The organism is Mesorhizobium sp. M0676 (genome assembly GCF_040320535.1).
Classification (GTDB): Bacteria; Pseudomonadota; Alphaproteobacteria; order Rhizobiales; family Rhizobiaceae; genus Mesorhizobium.
Genome location: NZ_JAMYPU010000036.1, coordinates 1 through 22,522 on the forward strand (window position 1 = coordinate 1; position 22,522 = coordinate 22,522).

The 22,522-nt window shown below is 63.2% G+C and carries 23 protein-coding genes, 1 tRNA gene and 1 pseudogene; 10 read left to right on the forward strand and 15 right to left on the reverse strand.

All coding sequences use genetic code 11. The features are described 5' to 3' along the window. Positions 1 to 181: 181 nt before the first annotated feature. From ppa to NKI35_RS27640, 7 genes and pseudogenes are all read right to left on the reverse strand, one after another. The gene (gene ppa, locus NKI35_RS27610) at positions 182 to 715 is read right to left on the reverse strand and encodes an inorganic diphosphatase (RefSeq protein ID WP_023668623.1); all 534 of its coding nucleotides are present in this window, start codon (positions 713 to 715) and stop codon (positions 182 to 184) included. A 123-nt stretch (positions 716 to 838) separates the two neighbouring features. Continuing rightward, positions 839 to 1,345, reverse strand: a complete 507-nt coding sequence (locus NKI35_RS27615) for a GNAT family N-acetyltransferase (RefSeq protein ID WP_023668622.1) — start codon at positions 1,343 to 1,345, stop codon at positions 839 to 841. 168 nt (positions 1,346 to 1,513) lie between these two features. Next, positions 1,514 to 2,152 (reverse strand): TPM domain-containing protein, encoded by a 639-nt coding sequence (locus NKI35_RS27620; RefSeq protein ID WP_023755945.1) that lies wholly within the window; start codon positions 2,150 to 2,152, stop codon positions 1,514 to 1,516. Positions 2,153 to 2,158: 6 nt separating this feature from the next. Continuing rightward, complete coding sequence (locus NKI35_RS27625) at positions 2,159 to 3,049, reverse strand: TPM domain-containing protein (protein ID WP_352741951.1); 891 nt, start codon at positions 3,047 to 3,049, stop codon at positions 2,159 to 2,161. A gap of 35 nt (positions 3,050 to 3,084) precedes the next feature. Continuing rightward, a pseudogene (locus tag NKI35_RS27630) lies at positions 3,085 to 3,540 on the reverse strand (TPM domain-containing protein); the annotation flags it as partial. A gap of 49 nt (positions 3,541 to 3,589) precedes the next feature. Then, positions 3,590 to 4,360 carry a TPM domain-containing protein gene (locus tag NKI35_RS27635; protein WP_196813610.1) on the reverse strand — a complete coding sequence of 257 codons (771 nt, stop codon included), beginning with the start codon at positions 4,358 to 4,360 and terminating at the stop codon, positions 3,590 to 3,592. A gap of 239 nt (positions 4,361 to 4,599) precedes the next feature. Beyond that, complete coding sequence (locus NKI35_RS27640; RefSeq protein ID WP_023755947.1) at positions 4,600 to 5,232, reverse strand: LemA family protein; 633 nt, start codon at positions 5,230 to 5,232, stop codon at positions 4,600 to 4,602. Between the two features lie 162 nt (positions 5,233 to 5,394). On the opposite strand from NKI35_RS27640, the gene NKI35_RS27645 reads away from it, so the two are divergent. The 6 genes from NKI35_RS27645 (at position 5,395) to NKI35_RS27670 (ending at position 10,843) form a co-directional block, all read left to right on the forward strand. Continuing rightward, positions 5,395 to 5,646, forward strand: a complete 252-nt coding sequence (locus NKI35_RS27645; RefSeq protein WP_023818268.1) for a hypothetical protein — start codon at positions 5,395 to 5,397, stop codon at positions 5,644 to 5,646. Positions 5,647 to 5,779: 133 nt separating this feature from the next. After that, a complete protein-coding gene (pdxY, locus tag NKI35_RS27650) occupies positions 5,780 to 6,664 on the forward strand; it encodes a pyridoxal kinase PdxY (protein WP_352741953.1) in 885 nt (294 codons plus the stop codon). Then, positions 6,661 to 7,425 carry a DUF429 domain-containing protein gene (locus NKI35_RS27655; protein ID WP_352741955.1) on the forward strand — a complete coding sequence of 255 codons (765 nt, stop codon included), beginning with the start codon at positions 6,661 to 6,663 and terminating at the stop codon, positions 7,423 to 7,425. The genes pdxY and NKI35_RS27655 overlap by 4 nt, the downstream gene beginning before the upstream one ends. Positions 7,426 to 7,574: 149 nt before the next feature. Next, positions 7,575 to 8,219, forward strand: coding sequence for a carbonic anhydrase (locus tag NKI35_RS27660; RefSeq protein ID WP_023668613.1), 645 nt, complete (start codon positions 7,575 to 7,577; stop codon positions 8,217 to 8,219). Positions 8,220 to 8,286: 67 nt separating this feature from the next. Then, complete coding sequence (locus NKI35_RS27665) at positions 8,287 to 8,700, forward strand: hypothetical protein (protein WP_023668612.1); 414 nt, start codon at positions 8,287 to 8,289, stop codon at positions 8,698 to 8,700. Between the two features lie 88 nt (positions 8,701 to 8,788). Beyond that, complete coding sequence (locus NKI35_RS27670) at positions 8,789 to 10,843, forward strand: M3 family metallopeptidase (protein ID WP_352741957.1); 2,055 nt, start codon at positions 8,789 to 8,791, stop codon at positions 10,841 to 10,843. Positions 10,844 to 10,972: 129 nt separating this feature from the next. Here NKI35_RS27670 and NKI35_RS27675 read toward each other — a convergent pair whose 3' ends face one another. The 4 genes from NKI35_RS27675 to NKI35_RS27690 form a co-directional block, all read right to left on the reverse strand. Then, a complete protein-coding gene (locus tag NKI35_RS27675; RefSeq protein ID WP_352741959.1) occupies positions 10,973 to 12,448 on the reverse strand; it encodes a M81 family metallopeptidase in 1,476 nt (491 codons plus the stop codon). Positions 12,449 to 12,473: 25 nt separating this feature from the next. Beyond that, positions 12,474 to 13,298: a carbohydrate ABC transporter permease gene (locus NKI35_RS27680; RefSeq protein ID WP_023668609.1), complete on the reverse strand. Its 825-nt coding sequence runs from the start codon at positions 13,296 to 13,298 to the stop codon at positions 12,474 to 12,476. Continuing rightward, complete coding sequence (locus NKI35_RS27685) at positions 13,295 to 14,164, reverse strand: carbohydrate ABC transporter permease (RefSeq protein WP_352537773.1); 870 nt, start codon at positions 14,162 to 14,164, stop codon at positions 13,295 to 13,297. The genes NKI35_RS27680 and NKI35_RS27685 overlap by 4 nt, the downstream gene beginning before the upstream one ends. 441 nt (positions 14,165 to 14,605) lie before the next feature. Further along, complete coding sequence (locus tag NKI35_RS27690; protein WP_023726097.1) at positions 14,606 to 15,838, reverse strand: ABC transporter substrate-binding protein; 1,233 nt, start codon at positions 15,836 to 15,838, stop codon at positions 14,606 to 14,608. 177 nt (positions 15,839 to 16,015) lie between these two features. On the opposite strand from NKI35_RS27690, the gene NKI35_RS27695 reads away from it, so the two are divergent. From NKI35_RS27695 to NKI35_RS27705, 3 genes are read left to right on the forward strand one after another with little or no spacing between them, the layout of a single operon-like run. Continuing rightward, complete coding sequence (locus tag NKI35_RS27695; RefSeq protein ID WP_352538949.1) at positions 16,016 to 16,786, forward strand: SDR family oxidoreductase; 771 nt, start codon at positions 16,016 to 16,018, stop codon at positions 16,784 to 16,786. A gap of 2 nt (positions 16,787 to 16,788) precedes the next feature. Further along, positions 16,789 to 17,856, forward strand: coding sequence for an ABC transporter ATP-binding protein (locus tag NKI35_RS27700; RefSeq protein WP_352741961.1), 1,068 nt, complete (start codon positions 16,789 to 16,791; stop codon positions 17,854 to 17,856). 50 nt (positions 17,857 to 17,906) lie between these two features. Continuing rightward, positions 17,907 to 18,788, forward strand: coding sequence for a MurR/RpiR family transcriptional regulator (locus NKI35_RS27705; RefSeq protein ID WP_023681445.1), 882 nt, complete (start codon positions 17,907 to 17,909; stop codon positions 18,786 to 18,788). Between the two features lie 117 nt (positions 18,789 to 18,905). On the opposite strand, the gene NKI35_RS27710 is transcribed toward NKI35_RS27705, so the two are convergent. Beyond that, complete coding sequence (locus NKI35_RS27710) at positions 18,906 to 19,217, reverse strand: DUF167 family protein (RefSeq protein ID WP_352538947.1); 312 nt, start codon at positions 19,215 to 19,217, stop codon at positions 18,906 to 18,908. A 13-nt stretch (positions 19,218 to 19,230) separates the two neighbouring features. Further along, positions 19,231 to 19,521 (reverse strand): YggT family protein, encoded by a 291-nt coding sequence (locus NKI35_RS27715; protein WP_023668602.1) that lies wholly within the window; start codon positions 19,519 to 19,521, stop codon positions 19,231 to 19,233. A 148-nt stretch (positions 19,522 to 19,669) separates the two neighbouring features. On the opposite strand from NKI35_RS27715, the gene NKI35_RS27720 reads away from it, so the two are divergent. Beyond that, a tRNA-Ala gene (locus NKI35_RS27720) sits at positions 19,670 to 19,745 on the forward strand. Positions 19,746 to 19,792: 47 nt separating this feature from the next. On the opposite strand, the gene NKI35_RS27725 is transcribed toward NKI35_RS27720, so the two are convergent. Both NKI35_RS27725 and NKI35_RS27730 read right to left on the reverse strand, forming a co-directional pair. Next, on the reverse strand, positions 19,793 to 21,754 hold the full coding sequence (locus tag NKI35_RS27725; RefSeq protein ID WP_023834657.1) for an acyltransferase family protein: 1,962 nt from the start codon (positions 21,752 to 21,754) through the stop codon (positions 19,793 to 19,795). 103 nt (positions 21,755 to 21,857) lie between these two features. Continuing rightward, the gene (locus tag NKI35_RS27730; protein WP_352520792.1) at positions 21,858 to 22,466 is read right to left on the reverse strand and encodes a TetR/AcrR family transcriptional regulator; all 609 of its coding nucleotides are present in this window, start codon (positions 22,464 to 22,466) and stop codon (positions 21,858 to 21,860) included. Between the last annotated feature and the right edge of the window lie 56 nt (positions 22,467 to 22,522).

A 22,522-nucleotide genomic window follows, 5' to 3' on the forward strand; every position in this document is an offset into this window, starting at 1 on the left:
CCCTCAAGGGGGGAGATTGGCAGCTTCGCTGGCGGCGCTTTTTATTTCGGCGCGGAAAATTGACGAAAGCCGTTGCGACATCCGATCTCCCCCCTTGAGGGGGAGATGGCCGGCAGGCCAGAGGGGGGTGCCTCGCTGGCGTTTGCCGCTTACTTGAACGAGACGCAGGCCTCTCTCGGCGCTACTTTGCCGCCTTCGCCCGTGCGATCGCGTCGACGATCATCTTCTTGGCGTATTTGGAATCGTGCCAGCCTTCGATCTTGACCCATTTGCCGGGCTCGAGATCCTTGTAGTGCTCGAAAAAGTGCTGGACCTGGTCGCGGGTGATCTCGGGCAGCTGCGTGTATTCGGTGACGTTTTCGTAGCGCAGCGTCAGCTTCGGCGACGGCACGGCAATGACCTTCTCGTCCTGGCCGGCATTGTCTTCCATCACCAGCACGCCGATCGGTCGCACATTGATGACGCAGCCCGGCACCAGCGCGCGCGTGTTGCAGACCAGCACGTCGATCGGGTCGCCGTCGCCCGACAGCGTGTGCGGCACGAAACCGTAATTGCCGGGGTAGCGCATCGACGTATGTAGGAAACGGTCGACGAACAGCGTGCCGGCCTCCTTGTCCATCTCGTACTTGATCGGCTCGCCGCCGATCGGCACCTCGATGATGACGTTGATGTCCTCGGGCGGGTTCTTTCCGATGGCTATGGCTTCGATTCGCATGGCTTAAATCCCTCTCTCGATGTCCAAGATCGATAGCGGGCGGCGCGGCATGGTGCAATGCGGCGATTGGTGCGAAGCGCTAACGGAAGCGCACGGTTTATGATGATTTGTAACCGAGGCCGGTCATTCCCAGACGAAGGCGACCTTCTTGAGCGCCCTCTGCTCGAAAATCTCGACGCCTTCGGCGACGTCACGGCCACCCGCGCCGGCATAGAAGGAAAGTGCGTTCTGGTTGTCTTCCAGCGCCCACACCACCATTCCCTTCAGCCCGTGGTCGGCAAGCCGCGCCCGCGCCGCCTTGAACAGCCGGCTGCCGAGCCCGATGCCTTGATATTCCGGACGCAGGTAAAGTTCGTAGATTTCGCCCTGTTGCTTCAGCTCGCGGGCGCGGTTCTTGCCGATCGTGGCATAGCCGGCGATGGTGCCGCCGATCTCGACCACCAGAACGGTGGCGGCGCGGCGGATGGCGTTGGCCCACCAGTCGGCGCCGCGGCGGTTGATCATGGAGGTCAGCGAGCGATGCGGGATGATGCCGGAATAGGCGCCCTCCCAAGCCTGCTGGTGCACGTCCGCAATGGCGCCAGCGTCGCGCGGTTCGGCTTTCCTGATGTCGATGCTCAGCGTATTCATGATTTGTTAACCATAAACCCGCATCGGCCATTTGCAAGAGTCGAGGTCAGCCCGCCGACCGCTTTCTCACAGCCGATCGCGACACTGCTGACAATGGGCAAAGCCTGCCTGGAAAACGCACCCAGCCGGCGCGGTCAGGCGTCCGTCCGGGTAGCGCGTGCTGGCTTTTCAGATCTCGACGAGATGATCGTCCAGTTCATTGGCATCGCCCAACGTCACCGGGAAATGCTCGGCCAGCACCGCGCCGACCTGCCCGATCGCCTTGACGAAGCCGTCGGCGAGCCGGTCGTGACCGGCATGCTGCAGGAGATCGCGCACCACGCCGTCCCAGACATGCTGGCCGACCTTGCTGTCGATGCCCGAATCGGCGACCACTTCGGCATAACGCTCGGCGATCGACACGAAGACCAACACGCCGGTGCGCGCCGTGGTGCGGTGGACATTGCGGGCGAGGAACTGCCTGAGCGCATTGTCATGTGCCGCCTGATAACGCTGCCGGCGCGGCACCAGATGGATGCGCAAGCCCGGCAGCGCCCACAAAAGCACCAACACCGAGGCCAGTGCCAGCAGTTGGACAATGACGAAATGCGGCAGCCGGATCGACAGCCACCAGGCTTCCAGCCCATAGGCGACGGCGAGGCTGGCAATCAGCATGCCTGATGTCGCCATGAAGGCGGCGGGAAAGAAATAGCCGTCGCTGGCATGCGCAACGACGCAGTAGATCTCGCCGTCGGTTTTGGCCTCGGCCGCGCGGATCGCGGTGGCGATGCGCTCATGGTCCTGTGGGCTGATCGGTCGTGTTGCCATCTTCTCTCACCAGCTCCCTGAAGACCCGCCACCGCCAGACGAACCGCCGCCGCCTGAAAACCCGCCGCCGCTGCTTGAGCCCGAAGACCAGCTGCTGCCCGAACTTCCCGATGACCATCCGCTGCCCGACGACGAACTTGTTGTCCAGCTGCTGGAGCCCGAGGACGCTCCGCTCGGCCCCTGGCCGTAGCGAAAGGTCATGCCCAGCCATTTATACACGCCCGGCGACAGCTTGGTGCCGAAGATCGGCGGCATCAAGGCCATCGCCAGGCCGCCGAAGAACATCGCCGCCCACAGGATCAGGAAGACCGCGACGACGGGATCGATGGGCGTGCTGCGGTCGGCCGGGTTGCGCTTGCCGCGCGCCTCCAGCTCTTCCGGGTTGCCTTCCAGCACCATGACCATGTCGTCGACGGCCTTGGAAATGCCGCCGGAGAAATCACCGGCGCGGAACGCCGGCACCATGTCGTTTTCGATGATCAGTTTGGTGTGCAGGTCGGTGAGCGTGCCTTCCAGCCCGTAGCCGACCTCGATGCGCATCTTGCGGTCGTTCGGCGCCACCAGAAGCAGCACGCCATTGTTCTCGCCGGCCTGGCCGAGCTTCCAGAAGCGGAACAGCCGGTTGGCGTAGGGTTCGATCTCCTCGCCGTCGAGGCTGTTGATCGTGGCGACGACGATCTGGTCGGAGCCTTTGGTCTCGAAATCCGCGAGCTTCTGCGTCAGTGCCGCCTTGGTCGCGGCGTCGATAATACCGGCATTGTCGACCACCCGCCCGGTGAGTGCCGGCAGGTCTGCCGCCAAGGCTACAAACAGCATGGTGAGCATCGTCAACAGGGCGATGCCGATCGTCGCGGCTGCGCGGCCAGGTCTTGGCGGATTGAAGACGCGTACTGTCATGCCGTCACCAGTTCCCCTCAACCACCATGACTGTCCTCAATCACCATGATCATGTCGTCGACCGCTTTGGAAATACCGCCGGAGAAATCCCCGGCGCGGAAGGCCGGCACCATGCCTTCAATGATCCGTGTGGCGTGCTGGTTGGTGAGCGTGGCTTCCAGCCCGTAGCCGACCTCGATGCGCATCTTGCGGTCGTTCACGGCCACCAGCAGAAGCACGCCATTGTTCTTGGCCTTCTGGCCGAGCTTCCAGGCGTTGAACAGCCGGGTGGCGTAAGGCTCGATCTCCTCGCCGTCGAGGCTGGGAACCGTCGCGACGACGATCTGGTCGGAGCCTTTGGTCTCGAAATCGGCCAGTCTTTGGGTGAGCGCCGCCTCGGTCGCGGCATCGATGATGCCTGCATTGTCGACGACACGACCGGTGAGGGCGGGCAGTTCCGCCGCCAGCGCCGCGAAGCTGACGAGCAAGACCAGCAAGGCAGCGCCGGTCATCGTGGCGAAGCGGCCATGCCAGGGATTGGCGATGCGTGTTGTCATCTCGTCACCAGCTTCCCGAGGAGCCGCCGCCGCCGGACGAACCGCCGCCGCCGGAAAAGCCGCCACCACCGCTTGAACCCGACGACCAGCCGCCCCCGCCCGAAGACCAGCCGCCGCTGGACGACCGCCGGCCCGGCTCGAATGTCATGCCGAGCCAGCGATAGCGGCCGGGACCGAGTTTTTGGCCGAAGATCGGCGGCAGGATGGAGGCGGCCATGCTGCCGAAGAAGATGATTGCCCAGATGCTGATGAAGACGCCGAAGAACAGATTGTCGGTATTGATGGGCGGCTTCTGGTTGCGCTCGCCGCGCGCCTCCAATTCCTCCGGATTGCCTTCCAGCACCATCACCATGTCGTCGACGGCCTTGGAAATGCCCCCGGAGAAATCGCCGGCGCGGAACGCCGGCACCATGTCGTTTTCGATGATCAGCTTGGTGTGCAAATCGGTCAGCGTGCCTTCCAGCCCATAGCCGACCTCGATGCGCATCTTGCGGTCGTTCGGCGCCACCAGCAGCAGCACGCCGTTATTTTCCTTGGCCTGGCCAAGCTTCCAGAAGCGAAACAGCCGGTTGGCGTAAGGCTCGATCTCCTCGCCGTCGAGGCTGGGGATGGTGGCGACGACGATCTGGTCGGAGCCTTTTGTCTCGAAGTCGGCGAGTTTCTGGGTGAGCGCGGCTTTGGTGCCTGCATCGATGATCCCGGCGTTATCGACGACGCGGCCGGTCAGCGCGGGGAGGTCGGCGGCGAAGGCGGTGAGGGGCAGGAAGACGGCCAGAAAGGCGAGAAGAACACCAAGGTTGGCGTTCCTTCGCGTCCCCCTCTGTCCTGCCGGACATCTCCCCCTCGAGGGGGGAGATTGGCAATCTCGCTGCCGACGCTCAGCCGGCAACGCTGATATTTGGCGCAAGGACAGAAGACAGCTGATCTCCCCCCTTGAGGGGGAGATGTCCGGCAGGACAGAGGGGGGTGTGAAGGAACGCAAGGCTGGCAAAGGCCAAGCTCACCCAGACGTCATCACCCGCCCTGCTTCGTGCCGAAATCGACCTTCGGCGGCTGCATCTTGTCTTCTTCGACGGTGAAGTTGGCGAAGGGCTCGTTGCTGCGGAACCAGAAGGTTGCCCATAGCACCGACGGAAAGGTCCTCAGCGTCAGATTGTAATCCTTGACCGCCAGGATGTAGTCGCGCCGCGCCACGGCGATACGGTTCTCGGTGCCTTCGAGTTGCGCCTGCAGCGCCAGGAAATTCTGGTTGGCCTTGAGGTCGGGATAGGCCTCCGACACCGCGATCAGCCGCGACAGCGCGCTGGTCAGCCCTGATTGCGCATCCTGGAACTTCTTGAGCGCTTCGGGGTCCTTCAGCGTTTCCGGCGTCACCGTGATCTGCGTCGCCTTAGCGCGCGCCTCGACCACCGCATCGAGCGTGTCCTTTTCATGCGAGGCATAGCCCTTCACCGTCTCGACCAAATTGGGAATGAGGTCGGACCGACGCTGATACTGGTTCAGCACCTCGCTCCATGCCGCCTTGGCGTTTTCCTCCGCCGTCGGGATGGTGTTGAAGCCGCAGCCGGCGAGCAGAGGCAGCACGACGGCCAACATCAGCACGGCCGGCAGACTGCGGAAAGGGAAGGCAAGGCGCTGGGCAAACATGGTGAGGTCCCTCGACAGAAGTTGCATGCGAAGCATTAGCACAATCCGCGCTCAAGAAAATGTCTGCCGCTGGCGCGCATTCCTGGCGCGCATTCATGCGCCGGCGAGGCCTGTGATTGATCGCGCGAACACGGTATGGTTGCCGGCAAACAGGACAGGATCATGGCGGAAGGCCGCGACGATGACAGCGAATCGCGCCGCATTATCGAGCGCGTGGCGAACGAGGGCGGCGTTGGCGGCGCATCGCTGGTGTCACGGGCAGCGAAAGGCGCGCGCGATCATGTTACCGCAGCCGAGGCCGACCGATCCGATCCGATCGAGGTCTGGGGCACCCGCATCGGTCGCGCACTTGGGCTCATCGTCGCCCTCGGCCTTTTGATCTGGCTCGTGTACTACGTCTCCCGGGGCAGCTAGAGCATGATCCTGAAAAGTGGGAACCGGTTTTCTCGGACAAACGGGAACCGTTTTGTCCGGAGATCATGCTCCAACCAAAGAGATAGATCAGGATGACGATTCAACGAAAAATTATCCGTATCTAGGATTTTCCATGAACAGCGAAAAAGCCGACGCGCCGCGCGCGGTCATCGTCATTTCCAGCCATGTCGCCCGCGGCTCGGTCGGTAACCGCGCCGCCGTGTTTGCGCTGGAGACGCTGGGCTTTCCGGTGTGGGCGGTACCGACGGTCATCCTGCCCTGGCATCCGGGCCATGGCCGCGCCACGCGCATCGTGCCGCCGCTCGACCAGTTCAAGCCGCTGATGGCCGATCTCGAGCGCGCGCCCTGGCTGAGCGAGGTGGGCGCGGTGCTGTCGGGCTATCTCGGCGAGGCCGGCCAGGCCGAGGCCGTCGCCTCGCTGGTTGCGGCGGTCAAGGCCAAGACGCCGGACGCGATCTATATATGCGATCCGGTGATGGGCGATTCCGGCGGGCTCTATGTGCCCGAGCCGACGGCCGCCGCGATGCGCGACCGGCTGATGCCGATCGCCGACATCGCCACCCCCAACCGCTATGAGCTGGAGTGGATGGCCGGCGCGCCTTTGCCCGATCTGAAATCGGTGATCTCGGCCGCCCTCCATGCCGGACCGTCAACAATGCTGGTGACGTCGGCACAGTCGATGATGACCGGCGGCACCGGCAATCTGCTGCTTGACGGCACCCAGGCGCTGCTGGCCGAACACCGCCTCATCGACAAGCCGCCGAATGGCCTCGGTGACCTGACTGCGGCCGTCTACCTCGCCCGCATCCTGTCGGGGCAGCCGCCGATCAAGGCGCTGCAATCGACCACCGCCGCCGTCTACGAAATCCTGGCGCGAACCGCCAAGCGTGGCGGCGACGAGTTGCAGCTTGAAACCGATGCCCAGAGCCTGTCGCATCCGATGGCGATGGTGCAACTGCGCCACCTCACGCATCCGGGGCGGGACCGCCGGGCGTGACCTCGACCGTGGTCGTCGGCGTCGACGGCTGCAAGGCCGGCTGGATCGCCGTCCGCCGCGATCTGGATGCCGCGCCGTCAGTCCGCGTCTTTCCCAGCTTTGCGACCCTGCTCGACGCCTTGCCCGCCGATGCGACAGTGGTCGTCGACATGCCGATCGGCCTGCCGGACGTCTCGCAAAGAGGCGGGCGCGGGCCGGAGACCTTGGTACGGCCAATGCTCGGAGCACGGCAATCCAGCGTCTTCTCTATCCCGTCCCGCCCGGCCCTCTACGCCGACACCAGCGGCTTCACCACGGTCGAGGCCTGGTATGAGGCACATCGGCGCGCCAGCGAGGTGGCCAAGGCGACCTCCGATCCGCCACGCGGCGTCTCGATCCAGGCCTTCGGCATCTTTGCCAAGATACGCGAGATCGACGCGCTGCTGATCGCACGTCCGCAACTGCGCCGCCGCGTCTTCGAATCGCATCCCGAAGTGGCCTTCTGCCGGCTGAACGGCGAAAAACCGATGACACTGCCGAAGAAGATCAAGGGCGCCGTCAATCCTGCCGGGATGGAAGAGCGCAAGGCACTGCTCTGCCGGCACGGCTATACCAGAGCTTTCCTTGACCAGCCGCCGCAACGCGGTGCTGCCGCCGACGATTTCCTCGACGCCGCAGCGATGATGCTGATTGCCGGACGCATTGCCGGCGGCGAGGCAAAGCCGTTTCCCGACCCGCCGCTTGCCGACCGTTTGGGCATTCCCCTGGCGATCTGGGCGTGAGGCAAGCGGCGAGCCATGCGTGCGGCATGGCGATTTGCGACGAACCCATCCGCAATTCGGCATTGCCCGCGACGGGCATTTGCCGTTAGAGCCTTTCTAACTTGAAATGAGCTGCCGTCGCTAACCCCGAAAGGCTTCATCCCTAGCCCATGCCCCATCTCCCCGAACATCTTTGGACCGGCTACCGCAACTTCATGAATGGCCGCTATCTCACCGAGAGCGGACGCTATCGCGAGCTCGCCCGCGAAGGGCAGGCGCCCGAAACCATGATCGTTGCCTGCTGCGATTCCCGCTCTGCCCCCGAGGCGATCTTCGACGCCGGTCCGGGCGAACTGTTCGTCCTGCGCAATGTCGGCAATCTGGTGCCGCCCTATGCGCCGGACGGCGAGTTCCACTCGACCTCGGCCGCGCTCGAATTCGCCGTGCAGAGCCTGAAGGTGAAAAACATCGTGGTGATGGGCCATGGCCGCTGCGGCGGCATCCGCGCCGCGCTCGACACCAATTCGGCGCCGCTGTCGCCCGGCGACTTCATCGGCAAATGGATGAGCCTGATCGCGCCGGCGGCCGAAACCGTTTCGTCCAGCACGTTCATGACGACAACCGAACGGCAGACGGCGCTGGAGCGGATTTCCATCCGCTATTCGATCGCCAATCTCAGGACCTTCCCTTGCGTCTCCATCCTCGAAGGCAAGGGGCGGCTGTCGCTGCATGGCGCCTGGTTCGACATCTCGACAGGCGAGCTCTGGGTGATGAACAAGGACACTGGCGACTTCGAGCGGCCGGATTTGACGTAGACCCATGATCCCGAAAAGTGGGAACCGGTTTTCGGATAAGGGCATGGTCAAATAAGAGGAGGGAAGAATGCGGGTTTGGCGTGCGATCGCTTTCGCCGTAGCGGCGCTGCTGATTTCGCTCGTCCCTGCCCGCTCCGATGACGGCGCCATTATCGACCGCTGGTATTCGGCGCTGCTGGTCGCCGATCGCACCGAATTGTCGGACCTGCTCGCCGACGATGTCCGCATCAAGCTCGACGATCTCGGCGTCGTGCAGTCGAAGCAGGAGTTCATCGCGTCGATCGACGAATGGAAGGGCGCGGTCGCCGGCGCCGCAATCCGGCATCGCGTCGAAAAGAGCGAGGCCGGCGTCACCACTGTCATCGCCTGCTATGATTTCCCCAACAATGACATGCTGATGCAGGAAACGTTCGCCGTCACCGGCAACCGCATCACCGCCAGTTCGCAAGCGGCGATCGCGGAAAATTGCGACGGCTTCTGACGCGGGCTTGAACGGCCGCGCTGTTGCGCCGCGCCAGTCATCGCCCTACATCGGTCAGCAAGCTCCGCCAATCATCGAAAGATCCCCCATGCCGTCCACGAAAACCGTCGATCTCGCCGCCCATCCGCTGACCAAATGGCAAGGGCCGCTCGGCCTGCCGGATTTTGCCAGCATCGGCGACGACGATTTCTCCTCGGTGTTCGACGCGGCGCTGAAGGCACATGAGGCCGAAATCGATGCGATCGCCGGCAACAAGGATGCGCCGACCATCGAGAATACGCTGGCAGCCCTCGAACTCGCCGGTGAGCCGCTCGACCATGTCTCGTCGATCTTCTGGTGCCGGGCCGGCGCCCACACCAACGATGCGATCCAGGCGCTGGAGCGTGAGATCTCGCCGAAGATGTCGCGGCATTTCTCGGCGATCTCGATGAACGAGAAACTGTTTGCCCGCATCGACGACCTCTACCAGCGCCGGGAGACGCTAAAACTCGACGTCGAGACGCTGCGGGTGCTGGAGAAGACCTGGAAAGGCTTTGTGCGATCGGGCGCAAAACTCGACGCCGACGGCAAGAAGCGGCTGGCCAACATCAGCGAGGAGCTGTCCTCGCTCGGCACCACTTTCGGCCAGAACGTGCTGGCCGACGAGCGCGACTGGGCGCTGTTCCTCGACGAGGCTGATCTTGCGGGCCTGCCGGACTTCGTGAAGAGTTCGATGGCCGAAGCCGCCGAGACGCGCGGCCAGAAAGGCCGCTACGCAGTCACCTTGTCGCGCTCGATCTATGAGCCGTTCACGACCTTCTCCGAACGCCGCGACCTGCGCGAGAGCGCCTTCCGCGCTTTCACCATGCGCGGCCAGAATGGCGGCGCCAGCGACAACACCGCAGTGGTGCGCGACATGCTGAAACTGCGCGCCGAAAAGGCCAGGCTGCTCGGCTATGCCTCGTTCGCCGCGCTGAAACTCGACGACACCATGGCCAAGACGCCGAAGGCGGTGCACGACCTCCTCGACCCGGTCTGGGAGAAAGCGCTGGAGAAGGCCGCCGCCGACCAGAAGGAGCTGGAGCGGCTTGCGACCAAGGCAGGCAGCAACGAAAAATTCGCCGCCTGGGACTGGCGCTTCTACCAGGAGAAATTGCGCGCCGAAAAATTCGACTTCGACGAGGCGGAACTGAAACCCTATCTGCAACTCGACCGGGTCATCGACGCCTGCTTCGACGTCGCCACAAAACTGTTCGGCATCACTTTCGAGGAGAAGAAGGGCATCGCCGCCTGGCATCCCGACGCGCGCGTCTTCGTGGTGAAGAACGCCGATGGCAGCGAGCGCGGCCTGTTCCTCGCCGACTATTTCGCGCGATCCTCGAAGCGTTCTGGCGCCTGGATGAGCGCGCTGAAGTCTGGCTACAAGCTTGGGGATGGCTCCAAGCCGGTGATCTACAACATCATGAACTTCGCCAAGCCGCCGGCGGGGGAAGCGGCGCTGCTGTCGGTCGATGAGGCCAAGACCCTGTTCCACGAGTTCGGCCATGCTTTGCACGGCATGCTGACCGACGTCACCTGGCCGTCAGTGGCGGGCACGTCGGTTTCCCGCGATTTCGTCGAACTGCCTTCGCAGCTCTACGAGCACTGGCTGACGGTGCCCGCAGTGCTGGAAAAGCATGCGCTGCATGTCAAGACCGGCAAGCCGATGCCGAAGTCGCTGCTCGACAAGATGCTGGCCGCCCGCACGTTCGGCGCCGGTTTCGCCACGGTCGAGTTCACAGCGTCGGCGCTGATCGACATGGCGTATCACGCGCGGCCGGATGCGCCGGCGGAACCGCTGCGTTTCGAAGCCGAAACGCTGGAAAAGCTTGATATGCCCGACATCATCGCCATGCGTCATCGCACCCCGCATTTCGGCCATATCTTCTCCGGCGACGGTTATTCAGCCGGCTACTATTCCTACATGTGGTCGGAAGTGCTCGACGCCGACGCCTTCGCCGCCTTCGAGGAGACCGGCGATCCCTTCAACCCGGCGCTGGCGGAACGGCTTCGGAAGAATATCTATGCCGCCGGCGGGTCGAAGGATCCGGAGGAGCTGTACACGGCGTTCCGCGGCAAGATGCCTTCGCCGGAAGCGATGATGGTGAAGCGGGGATTGCTATAGCGCCAGCTTATCTCCCCCCTCGAGGGGGAGATGGCCGCAAAGCGGCCAGAGGGGGTCGGTCCGACTGGGCTCGACCTCCTGCGGCAGATGAAGGTCGGCGCTTCACGCGAGGCGACCCCCTCAAGGAGATTAGACCTTCCAAGGATCCGCCACCCTTGGCCAAACCGGCCGCGTCAGCTTCTTGTAATCCGTCACCGCCGGATTGCTCGGATACGAGCTCGGCGCCGAGACATAGATGATCTCCGCCGCGATCGGTTCAAAGCCGGCGTAGAAATGGTTGGTCGACTTGATCAGCAATATGCCCTTGCTCATCGGATCGATACCGATGTTCGAGAAAATATCCGGCTCGAAGGTCTGCGTGCGGTTGGTGTTGAGGATGATGTCGATTTCCGTGCCCTCGACGCGCACCAGCGCCGTTGGCCCGAGCGTCACCCGGCTTGGCCCGAAGCTCTGCCAGCCCTCGCGGACAGCCTTCAACACCTTGACGCGCGCATCGATCGGTTCGCCGGCCAGCGGCCCGGCCTTGCCGCCGAAGCGCAGGTCGATGACGGCGCCTTCGCCTGCCGCCTGGCAAAAGGTGACGGCGATCGGGTCCCAGATCGTCGCCACGCCAAAATTGTCAACGTCCTGTTCCAACATGGCGCGCAGCACAACGGTACCGTCGCCGGCGACGCCACCGCCGGGATTGTCCCAGATGTCGGCAATCACAACCGGCTTGCCGGGGTTTCCCTTGCGCACCGCCAGTGCCCGCGCGATGCCATCCTCGGTGTTCAGCATCGTCATCGCCGTCCTTTCGCGCATGGCGTAAAGCTCGCGCCCTAGCCTCTCCGCCAGCGCATCACCCTTGGCCTTGTCATTGTCGGTCACGACCAGGATGCGCGTGCCCATTTCGGGCACGTCCGCGGCCATGAAGCCATGGATGACCGACACCGACAGCACGCCGTCCTTGCCGTGCAGCGCCTTGATGCGGTCGACGAAGGAGCGCATCGGCTTGCGGCTGGTCGGCAGCACCTGGATCATGCGGCAGTCGAAGGTCGAGATCACCGGCTTGATCTCGTCGCGCGCCGCCGCCAATCCAAGCTCGACGACATGTTCGCCGCGCTCATAGAAGTCGGTGTGCGGGAATTCGAGGAAATAGGCCATGACATTGCATGCCGCGACGCGCTTTGGGGTCAGATGACTGTGCGGGTCGAGCTCCACCGCGATCACCACGTCGGGCCCGACGATTGCGCGAACCCGTTCCAGCAGATCGCCTTCGCAATCGTCATAGCCTTGCGCCACCATGGCGCCGTGCAGGCCGAGGATGACGGCGTCGACCGGCAAGGCTGCCTTCAACTGGCCGAGAATCTCGTCACGCAACGCCTCATAGGTCTGCCGCTGCACCAGCCCGCCCGGCTCCGCCCAGGTGGCGGTGCCTTCGATGACGGTCAGCCCTTCGGCAGCCGCACGCCGGCGCAGCGCGACCATCGGCGAGGAGCACAAGGTCGGCGTGTCTGGATGCTTGCCCGGCCCGGCATAGAACGCCATCTCGAACGACGCCCGGTCGGTCGGCACCGGCGAGAAGGTGTTGGTTTCGGTCGCCAGCGAGGCGGTGAAGATGCGCATGAAAGCTCCGTTGTGAATGGCGCGGTTATTTGACCGCCCCGAGCGCCAGCCCGCGGACGAGATAGCGCTGCAGCCAGATGAACAGAATCGCCACCGGCAGCGTCGCCAGCAGCGTCGCCGCCATTACATGGTGCCATTCGATCGTGTAGCGGCCGGCGACCAGCGAGAACACCTGGATCGGCAGCGTGTAACTTTCCTGGCTGCGCAGCATTGTGAGCGCAACGACGAACTCATTCCAGGCGTTGATGAAGGTGAAGATGGCGGTGACCGCGATTGCCGGCAGGCAAAGCGGCAGAAACACTTTTCGCAAGGTCAGCCAGCGGCCGGCGCCCTCCATCCACGCTGCTTCCTCGAGATCGCGCGGGATGGTGTCGAAATAACTCTGCAGCATCCACACGGTGAAGGCGACGTTGAAAGCCATGTAGATGACGCCGAGCGCCGTCGTCGATTCGATCAGGCCCCAGGCGGCCATCAGCCGGAACAGGCCAAGCACCAGCACGATCGGCGAGATCATCTGCGAGATCAGCAGGAACTGGCGGAAGGCGCCATACCCGGCAAAGCGAAACCGCGACATGGCATAGGCGGCCGGCACCGAGATCAGGATGGCGCCGACGGTGGCGATAACCGAGACATAGAGCGAATTGGCTAACGCCTGGCCGAATCCCGTCGCCACCCACATGTCGGCAAAATTCGACCAGTGGAATTCGCTTGGCCACCAGGTCGGCGACAGCACCTCCTGCCGCGGCTTGACCGCGGTCAAAAACATCACCGCGAAGGGGAAGATCGTCACCACGAGCAGCGGCGAAAGCAGCAGCCAGGCGATGATCGTGCGCTTCAGCTTGGGCGTCATGTACGCTGCTCCCGCATGGCGAGGCGCACATAGATCATGGTGAAGATCAAAAGGATGGCGAACATCAGCAGCGATACCGCCGAGGCCTCTCCAAGCTTGCCGATGCGGAAGGCCAGTTTGTAGAGGTGGGTGACCAATATGTCGGTCGAGTTGGCCGGCCCGCCCTGCGTCATCACCCAGATGATCGGGAAGGAATTGAAGACGTAGATGGTGTTGAGCACGATGGCGATGTTGATGAACGGCTTCAGCAGCGGAAAGGTGATCTCGCGAAACTGCTGCAGCGGCGTCGCCCCTTCCAGGGCGGCCGCCTCGTATAGATCGTCCGGGATTGATGACAAGCCGCCGAGGAAGATCGTGGTGGTGAAGGGCACCGTCACCAATATGCCGATCAGCACCTGCATCGGAAAGGCGGTCTCGGCGCGCGCCAGCCACTGGATGTTTTCATGGATCAGGCCGAGCCCGATCAGCGCCGAATTCAGCATCCCGCTTTCGCCGTTGAGCGCCCAGCGCCAGACCACCGCCGTCATCGTCAGCGACACCGCCCAGGGCAGCATGATGATGACGCGGGCAATGCCGCGGCCGTAGAAATCGGTATTGAGGATCATCGCCACGGGAACGGACAACAGCAGCGCGCCGCCGACCACCAGCACGGTCCATACGCCGGTGCGCCAGAGTGCCGCCAGGAAATCGGGATCGGCGAGGAAGGCGGAATAATTGGCGAAATCGTTGAAGTCCCGCAGCTGCCCAAAACGGCTGACATCATGCGTCGATATCTGGATCAGGTCCCAGACCGGCCAGAAGATGACGACTGCGGCCAGAAACAGGCTGGGCAAGGTCAAGAGATAGGGCAGGTAGCGATTTTGCATCGGCCGGATTCGTACCGCGTTGGACATAAGTGGCGCTGGCGTGCCAGCTCGGATCAATCTCGCATATCGGTCTAAGGCAGCGCTTCAGGGTTTGAATCTCCTGCGGACGTTTGCGCTGTCCCTCACCTGCCTGCCCATCCTCCGCAACGGTTGCGGAAGGGAGCCCTTCCTCTCCCCCGTCGATCGGGGGAGAGGTGTCGAGCGAAACTAGACCGAGTGGGGGTCGACGGAGTGGGGGTCGACGGAGTGGATGTCGACCCTTGGGGCGCAAGGCGAGGTGATGTTTGCCCCTATTGCCCTTCCTATGTCCGTTCGCGGCGGTTGCCAGGTGGTTCCCCCACTCCGTCTCGGCTTCGCCGAGCCACCTCTCCCCCTCCGGAGGGAGAGGAAAGTGTGGCGCGCCCCGATCTCAGGGGCGCGCCGGGCGCAGGGAGATACGCCCTATTTCTTGATCACGGCGTTGGCCTTGGCAGCCGCTTCCTTCAAGCCTGCCTCGGGGTCGCCGCCGAGATAGATCTTCTGCATGGCATCCGAGGTGATCTGGGCGACTTCTTCCCAGCCGGGGATGACCGGCGCAAAGCGGGCGTCGGGCAGCAGCGCGGTGAACGCTGCCAGATCGGCATTGTTGACGTAATAGTCCATCTTGGCTTCTTCCTTGTTCACCGGCAGGAAGCCTTCCCCTTGCGTGAACTTGGCGCGCTGTTCGGTGGTGAACAGGAAGTCGAGCAGCTTCCAGGCCTCATCCTTGTTCTTGGAATTCTTGAACATGATGATGGAATCGGTGACGCCGTACGTGCCGCGCGCGCCGGTCGGTCCGGCGGGGATAGCGGCCACGCCGTATTTCAGGTTCGGCGCCTCGTCCTTGATCTGGTTGGACAGGAAGGGCGCGGTGATCATCATGCCGACCTTGCCCTGCTTGAACAGGTTCTGGACGTCCTCGCGGTTGTTGGAGGTGACGCCGGGTTCCGTCAGGCCTTCGTCGATCATCGACTTGTAAAGCTTGGCGGCTTCGAGCGCGCCCGGCGTGCCGAGGCCCGACGTGCCGTCCTTGTTGAGGATCTCGGTGCCTTGCGACCACATCGCATAATAGTAATAGACGTCGGTCTCGATCTCCTTGCCCTGCAGGCCGAAGCCGAAGGATCCGGTGCCCAGTGCCTTGATCTTGCGCGCATCCTCCTGCAACTCGGTCCAGGTTGCCGGCGGGTTGGCGATTCCGGCCTTCTCGAACAATTCCTTGTTGTAGTACATGGCGCGCGCCGAGGCCGCGATCGGCAGGCCGTAGGTCTTGCCCTCCATGATCGAGGGCGACAGGAAGGTGTCGATGAAGCGGTCCTTGAACTCCGGCTTGATATAGCCGTCGAGCGGCTCGGCGACATCCTGCTGGACGAAATCGATCAGCCAGCGGGTGCCGATGATCGACAGGTCGGCATTGGTGCCGGCCGTGATGTCGGTGGTCAGCTTCTGCAGCAGCACGTCCCACGGCACAACTTCGAACTTGACGGTGATACCCGGATTGGCTGCCTCGAATTCCTTTTTCACCGCTTCGAAATACGGGCCGGTCTTGGCGCTGTATTCGGCGACGGTTACGCGCACCTCGCCCGCATCTGCCTGCGCGGCCAGGGCGAGCAGGCTCATTCCGGCCATCAGGCCGACAGTCCATTTTGCAAGCTTCATTCGATCTCTCCCATTGATTGGCGCCTGGGCTATTGCGGCTTTCAGGCGGCCAAGGCTTTATGTGACTTTCCTACATTATCCTTCATTTCACCCCGTGCAAGCGGATTATCCTGTTGCTTAATTACATTTCTTAAAATAGCGTTTTCCGACTATCGTGGATCCCAGGAGGCGCGCAGCGTGGTTTCAACGGCCGAATTCGCAGGCAAGACCGTGCTGGTGACCGGCGCCGGCGGCGGCCTGGGCTCGGCCATCGTGGCGCTGCTGACCGAACGTGGCGCGCGGGTCGTCGGCTGCGACCAGTCGGAAGACGCGTTGCGCAGCCCGCACCTCGCGTCGCGTCACGTCTTCGACCTCCTCGACCCGCCTTCCATCGAGGCGGCGATACCAGCGATCCTCGAGAAAGATGGCGTTCCCGACATGCTGATCAACAATGCCGGCTGGACGCGCGCAGAGACGCTTGCCGCATTGACACCCGATAAGATTGAGCACGAGCTCGACCTCAATCTGACCGGGGTGATGCTGTTCGCCGATCCACTGATCAAGGCGATGGCCGCGCGCGGTTCGGGCAGCGTCGTCTTCATCTCTTCCGTCAACGCCATCGCCCATTTCGGCAACCCGGCCTATGCCGCAGCCAAGGCCGGCATCAATGCCTATGCGAAATCGGTCGCGGTGGAGCTCGGCCGCAGCGGCCTGCGCGCAAATGTCGTCTGCCCCGGCTCGATCCGCACTGCCGCCTGGGACCATCGCCTGGCCAAGAACCCGGATGTTCTCGGCAAGCTCAAGCGGCTCTATCCGCTCGGCCGCATCGTCGACGCCATGGAAGTGGCCGAAGCGGTGGCTTTCCTTGTTTCGGATCGCGCATCGGGGATAACCGGCGCGGTGGTGCCGGTCGACGCCGGACTGACCGCCGGCTTCCTGCCCTTCATCGACGACATATTGGGAGCCTGACCATGACCGATGTCGAGTTCCGCGACCTGTCGAAATCCTTCGGACGCCATAAGATCCTCGAAAACATCAGCCTCGACATCAAGAGCGGCGAGTTCGTCGTGCTGGTCGGCCCTTCCGGCTGCGGCAAGTCGACCTTGCTGCGCATGCTTGCCGGGCTGGAGCCGATCACCTCAGGCGACCTCTTGATCGGCGGCGTGCGCGCCAACGATTTGCCGCCACAGCAGCGCAATATTGCGATGGTCTTTCAGTCCTATGCGCTGTTTCCGCATCTGAGAGCTGCCGACAACATCGGCTTTGGCCCAAAGATCCGCGGCGAAAGCCGCACGGCAATCGACGACAAGGTGAAAAAGGCCTCCGGCGTCCTCAACCTGTTCTCCTATCTCGACCGCTATCCCCGGGAACTGTCGGGCGGCCAGCGCCAGCGCGTCGCCATGGGCCGCGCCATCGTGCGCGAACCCTCGGTGTTCCTGTTCGACGAGCCGCTCAGCAATCTCGACGCGCAATTGCGCGTGCAGATGCGCACCGAGATCAAGGCGCTGCACCAGCGGCTGAAATCGACCATCGTCTATGTCACCCACGACCAGATCGAGGCCATGACCATGGCCGACCGCATCGTGGTGATGGACCGCGGCAAGATCCAGCAGGTCGGCGCACCGCTGGAACTCTACGACCGTCCCGCCAACAAATTCGTCGCCTCCTTTATCGGCTCGCCGTCGATGAGTTTTGTCTCCGGCGCCCTGAAGACGACGCCCGAGAAAAGCTGGCTCGAATCGGCCGGGGGCGGACGTCTGGCACTTGCCGGCAAGACGGTGCCGGCTGGCAGCACGGTCGAGGCCGGCATACGGCCCGAACACTTCGTCATCGGCGAGGCTGTCGACGCGATGGCGATCAAGGTCGATGTCGTCGAGCCGACCGGCTCGGAAACCCATGTCTATGGCGTCATCGGCGCTGACACGGTGCGCGCCGTGTTCCGCGATCGGATACAGGTCAAGCCGGGTGAAATGCTGCCGGTCTCGGTCGCGCCTGCAAACATCCATCTGTTCGACACGGCGACAGGCCTGCCGCTATGAGAGCGCCGGCATGAAAACGAAAACACCACGATGAAGACGACAACCCAGAAATGAAAACGCCGGCCGACATCATCACGCGCCTGCAGCTGATGTCGCAGGACGGCACCAAATCGGACCGCCGCCTGGCCGGCCTCGTGCTGACCGATCTCGACTTCGCCTCCAAGGCGGCAATCTCGGAAATTGCCGCGCGCGTCGGCGTCAGCGAGCCGACGGTCACCCGTTTCTGCCGCAATCTCGGCTGCGAGGGTCTGCGCGATTTCAAATTCTACCTGGCGCAGGCGATTGCCATTGGCGGCCAGTATCTGTCGCCCGAACCGCTGAACCGCGACGCGCGCGAGCAGCGCATTGCGTCGGCCATCACCGAAGCGGCAATCGCCGCCATCCAGCGCGCCAGCGAAAACCTCGACATGAAGACGCTGGTGGGCGTGGCCGCGCGCATCGTCAGTTCGGGCAATGTGCTGTGCATCGGCTCCGGCGGCATTTCCTCGATGATGGCGACCGAGATGCAGAACCGGCTGTTTCGGCTCGGCGTGCCGGTGCTGGCGCAGATCGACGGGCAATTGCAGCGCATGTATGCCGCGGTCGCCACATCGGAGACGACGTTGATCGCGTTCTCGGTGTCCGGCTATGCGCGCTCGGTGATCGACGCCGTTCAGGTGGCCCAGCAATATGGCGCCACCACCATCGCCGTAACCCCGCCGGAATCAGCGCTGGCCAAGGCCGCCGATACCGTCATCCAGTTCCAGTCGCTGGAAGACGGCAACATCTACAAGCCGACCTCTTCGCGCTACGCGCTGCTGTCGATCGTCGACATGATCGTCACCTCCGTGGCCGAAACGCGCGGACCCAGGGTTCTCGAAAACCTGCGCCGCATCAAGCAGAGCGTGAACACGCTGAAGGTCGATGATCCCAAATTGCCGCTGGGGGATTGAGAGTGGGGCGGAAGCTGCCAATCTCCCCCCTCGTGGGGGAGATGTCCGGCAGGACAGAGGGGGGCGCTGTTCCGCCGACAGATCAAGGGGCTGCATGCCGCAACGCTGGATCTTCGATCAGCCGCTGAGCGCCCCGATACGCTGCGCCAGCACCGCCGGATCACCCCCGACACGCACCGTCTTCAGCCGCGCCGTGCCGCCTGCAATGACCGACACGACCGATGCCGGAACGCCCAGCGCCTTGGCCACCAGCCGTTCCAGCGCCGCATTGGCCGCGCCATTCTCCGGCACGGCGCGCACGCGCGCCTTCAAATGGCTGCGCCCGTCGGCCGATGTTTCGGCGCCTCCGAGCCTGTCCACCGAACACTTCGGTGTCAGCCGGATAAACAGGTCGATGCCGTCGACGCGCAAGCGGAATGGCGCGCTCATGCCATCGTCAGGCTCACAGGACCAGCGGCGCTATCGTGGTGAGAATGAGCTGCCTGAGAAAGAACAGGAGCAGAAGCAGGATGATCGGCGAAATGTCGACGCCGCCGAGGTCGGGCATGAACCGACGGATCGGCCGCAGCGCCGGCTCGGTCAGCCGGTAGAGCATGTTGCCGATGCTGCCGACAAACTGATTGCGCGAGTTGACGACGTTGAACGCATAGAGCCAGGAAAAGATCGCCGAGGCGATGATGACCCACCAGTACAGGTCCAGCGCCATGACGATTGTTTGAATGAGGGCGAGCATGCCGGTCTCCGATTGTTGCCGACATGTAGCCATTGCGCGCGAAACCGGCAAGGGCCGGTCGCCTATAAGCACCGGGCACAAGGGATTTCCGCAAAACCCCGCCTTGACAGGAAACCGCAGCCTTCGATAAATGCGCCATCCGCTGGACGGGGCTGTAGCTCAGCTGGGAGAGCGCGTCGTTCGCAATGACGAGGTCAGGAGTTCGATCCTCCTCAGCTCCACCAGCGGAATTTTCCTGCCTGTCGACACATCTAAGTTCCGAGACGTCTCGTCAAAGCCCCGCCTTCGCTGCGAGATAGGGCGCCAGGGCAAGCGAGTAGCTGGCGGTCAGATGATGACTGTCCCGCCAGACGATGATGTTGCCGACAACTGCCGGGCATAGTTGCGGCCCGCAAATGGCATCGAGCATATCGATGGCGCGCACATTTTTCTGTCCTTCCGCGGCCAGCGCCAACACGTTGCTCCGCTCAATATCGCTCAGTTTGGTGACGCATTTCGTTGGGGTCGAACTCAGGCATTCGCCCGGGTCGAATTTCATATAGGGCGTGTTGCGGATGGCAACGATTTGCGAGCCGGCGTCCGTCAGCCCGCCCCAGAGACTTCGCAGCCCCTCGATCATCACGTCTTGCTGAACCGCTCCGTAATTGGACTGGCTGGTGAAGATCAGATCCGGTTTCAGCTTTAGGATCTCGGCCAGCACCTTTTCGTGCCACTGCGCGCATAAGACGTTGGGTTTGCCATCCGCCGTGATGGCCACGCGGGTGAATGGGCAGGCGGATTTTGTAAAGGTAACCAGTTTGAAGTTGCGGTCCTTTGCGATCTTGTCCAGTGCCGGCACCCACTGGGCTGCATGAGAATCTCCCACCAGAACCATTGTTTTCGCACCCGTGGGATCGCCTAGAGAGCATCGTTTGGGCTCCGAGCTTTCCTCCTGGTGGCACTTCCTTGCATACACGACCGGCACGTCCCGCCTCAGCCGGGCCAGCGGCGGCAGAAGGTTCACACCGTCCGGGACCACGGCGCCGGATACGAGAGCGGCGGGCCCAGGGTAGGAAGGCGTGCCGATCAGCGCGGTGTCGATGCGTTCGGTCTTCAGAAAGAGCAGCAGGCTGCCGGATGCGGCCACGCATGTGAGAACCGCCGCGGTGCCGTATCCCAGCGGCTTCCACCAGGCGCCGCCCCGAGCTTGCCGGTAGCGCTGCTCAACATATCGATAGGACAGATCCGATAGAAGCAGGGTCGCCGCAATCAGGCCGAAACCGCCGGCAAGGGTCAGCGAATGACCCTGCGCCTGGGAGATGGTGATCAGCGGCCAATGCCATAGATAGACCGAGTAGGAGCGATCGCCGATGAAACGAAGTGGCAACGAATCGAGCCCACGAAACCGGCCGACTTCAACCTCGCCAGCCAGGATGACCAGCACTGTGGCCAAGGTCGGCAACAACGCACTGACGCCGGGAAATGGAGTTGCAGCGGAAAACAGCAAGGCGGACGCAACGATGCCCAGGATGCCGGCGATCGCCAGCCACTGTCTAGTGAGTGCCGCCAGTCGAAACTGGTGTTCGGTCAGCACCAGCAGACCACCCAGCGCCAATTCCCACAGGCGGGTATGGCTGACGAAATAGGCCTGGGCCGGATCCGTCGCCGTCAAAACGACAGAGGCAACAAGTGATGCCGCGAAAATGAGCGACAACGCCCCGATCAAGCAGGCCCTCAGCGGAAGGTCACGGCGGCGCGCCAGCCAGATCACGCCGATCATCACCAACGGCCAGGCGATGTAGAACTGCTCTTCGATGGAAAGCGACCAGTAGTGTTGCACCGGGCTCGGCAAGGTGTCGGCCTCGAGATAGCTGACCGCAATCGAGGCCAGCCGCCAGTTCTCGACATAAAGAGCGCTCGCCACGATCTGGTTGCCTATTTCCTCCCAGCGCGCCTTTGAGATGAAAAGCAGCGTGCCCAGCAATGCCACCAGCAGCACCAGGGTTGCTGCCGGCAACAACCGTCGCACCCGTCGCGAGTAGAATTCGATCAGTGAAATCCGGCCGCCGCGCAGCGCCATCTGCGCCAGCAGGCCCGTGATCAGATAGCCCGAGATGACGAAAAAGACGTCGACGCCGACATATCCGCCAGGCAGCACATCCGGCCATATGTGATAGACCACGACAAGCGCGACCGCCAAGCCGCGCAGCCCCTGTATTTCGGGTCGAAACCGACGGTTCTGATCGATTGTCACCGGACATCCCCAACAGTCTCAGCCGGCCTGGATCAACCGGCCAGTCCCCGCCACGATCTTCATAAGGGCAGAGTGCCGTGAAGCAAGAGCCGATCGCAGCAGCTCATTCTCTCTCCGCCTTCAGCCCGCTTACCAGCGTGTCGACGAAACCCAGCAGCTCACTTTCGAGATCGGTGGACGCCAGGCCAATGAAACGGTCTTCGAGCGAGATGGTGACGATCCCATGCACGGCGGAGAACAGCGTGCGCGCGCGGGCCAAAAGCTCCGGCGTTGCCGCCGCCGGGAGCAGCTGGGCCAGCGGCTCGACCAGATGCTGGATCAGCACGGCATGTTCGGCCAGATGCCATCCGGGCACCGCCACGCCTGGCGCCATGCGATGCTCGAACAGCGCCTTCCACGCCATGCGATTGCCGCGGGCGAAGCCGAGATAGGCCTTGGCCAGTGCCTTCAGCTTGGCCCTTGGCTCGGCGGCGGCGGTCGCCTCTTGTTCCAACGCCGCCCCAAGTCTTGCCAGCGTGATCGAATTGACATGCAGGATGAGCTCGTCCAGGTCGGCGAAGGCGGTGTAGAGCGCGCCCAGCGCGCAGCCGGCATCGGCCGTGATGTCGCGCGCACGCAGACCGGCGAGCCCCGAGGACTGGATGCGCGCTTGCGCGGCCTCGATCAGCCTGCCTTTGAGGTCCTCGCGTTTGGCGTCCCGTTTTGCGGTCATTAACCTTCTCTTATGCGCAATCATGAACACCGTTCATTTTCTCCTTGAACGCCGTT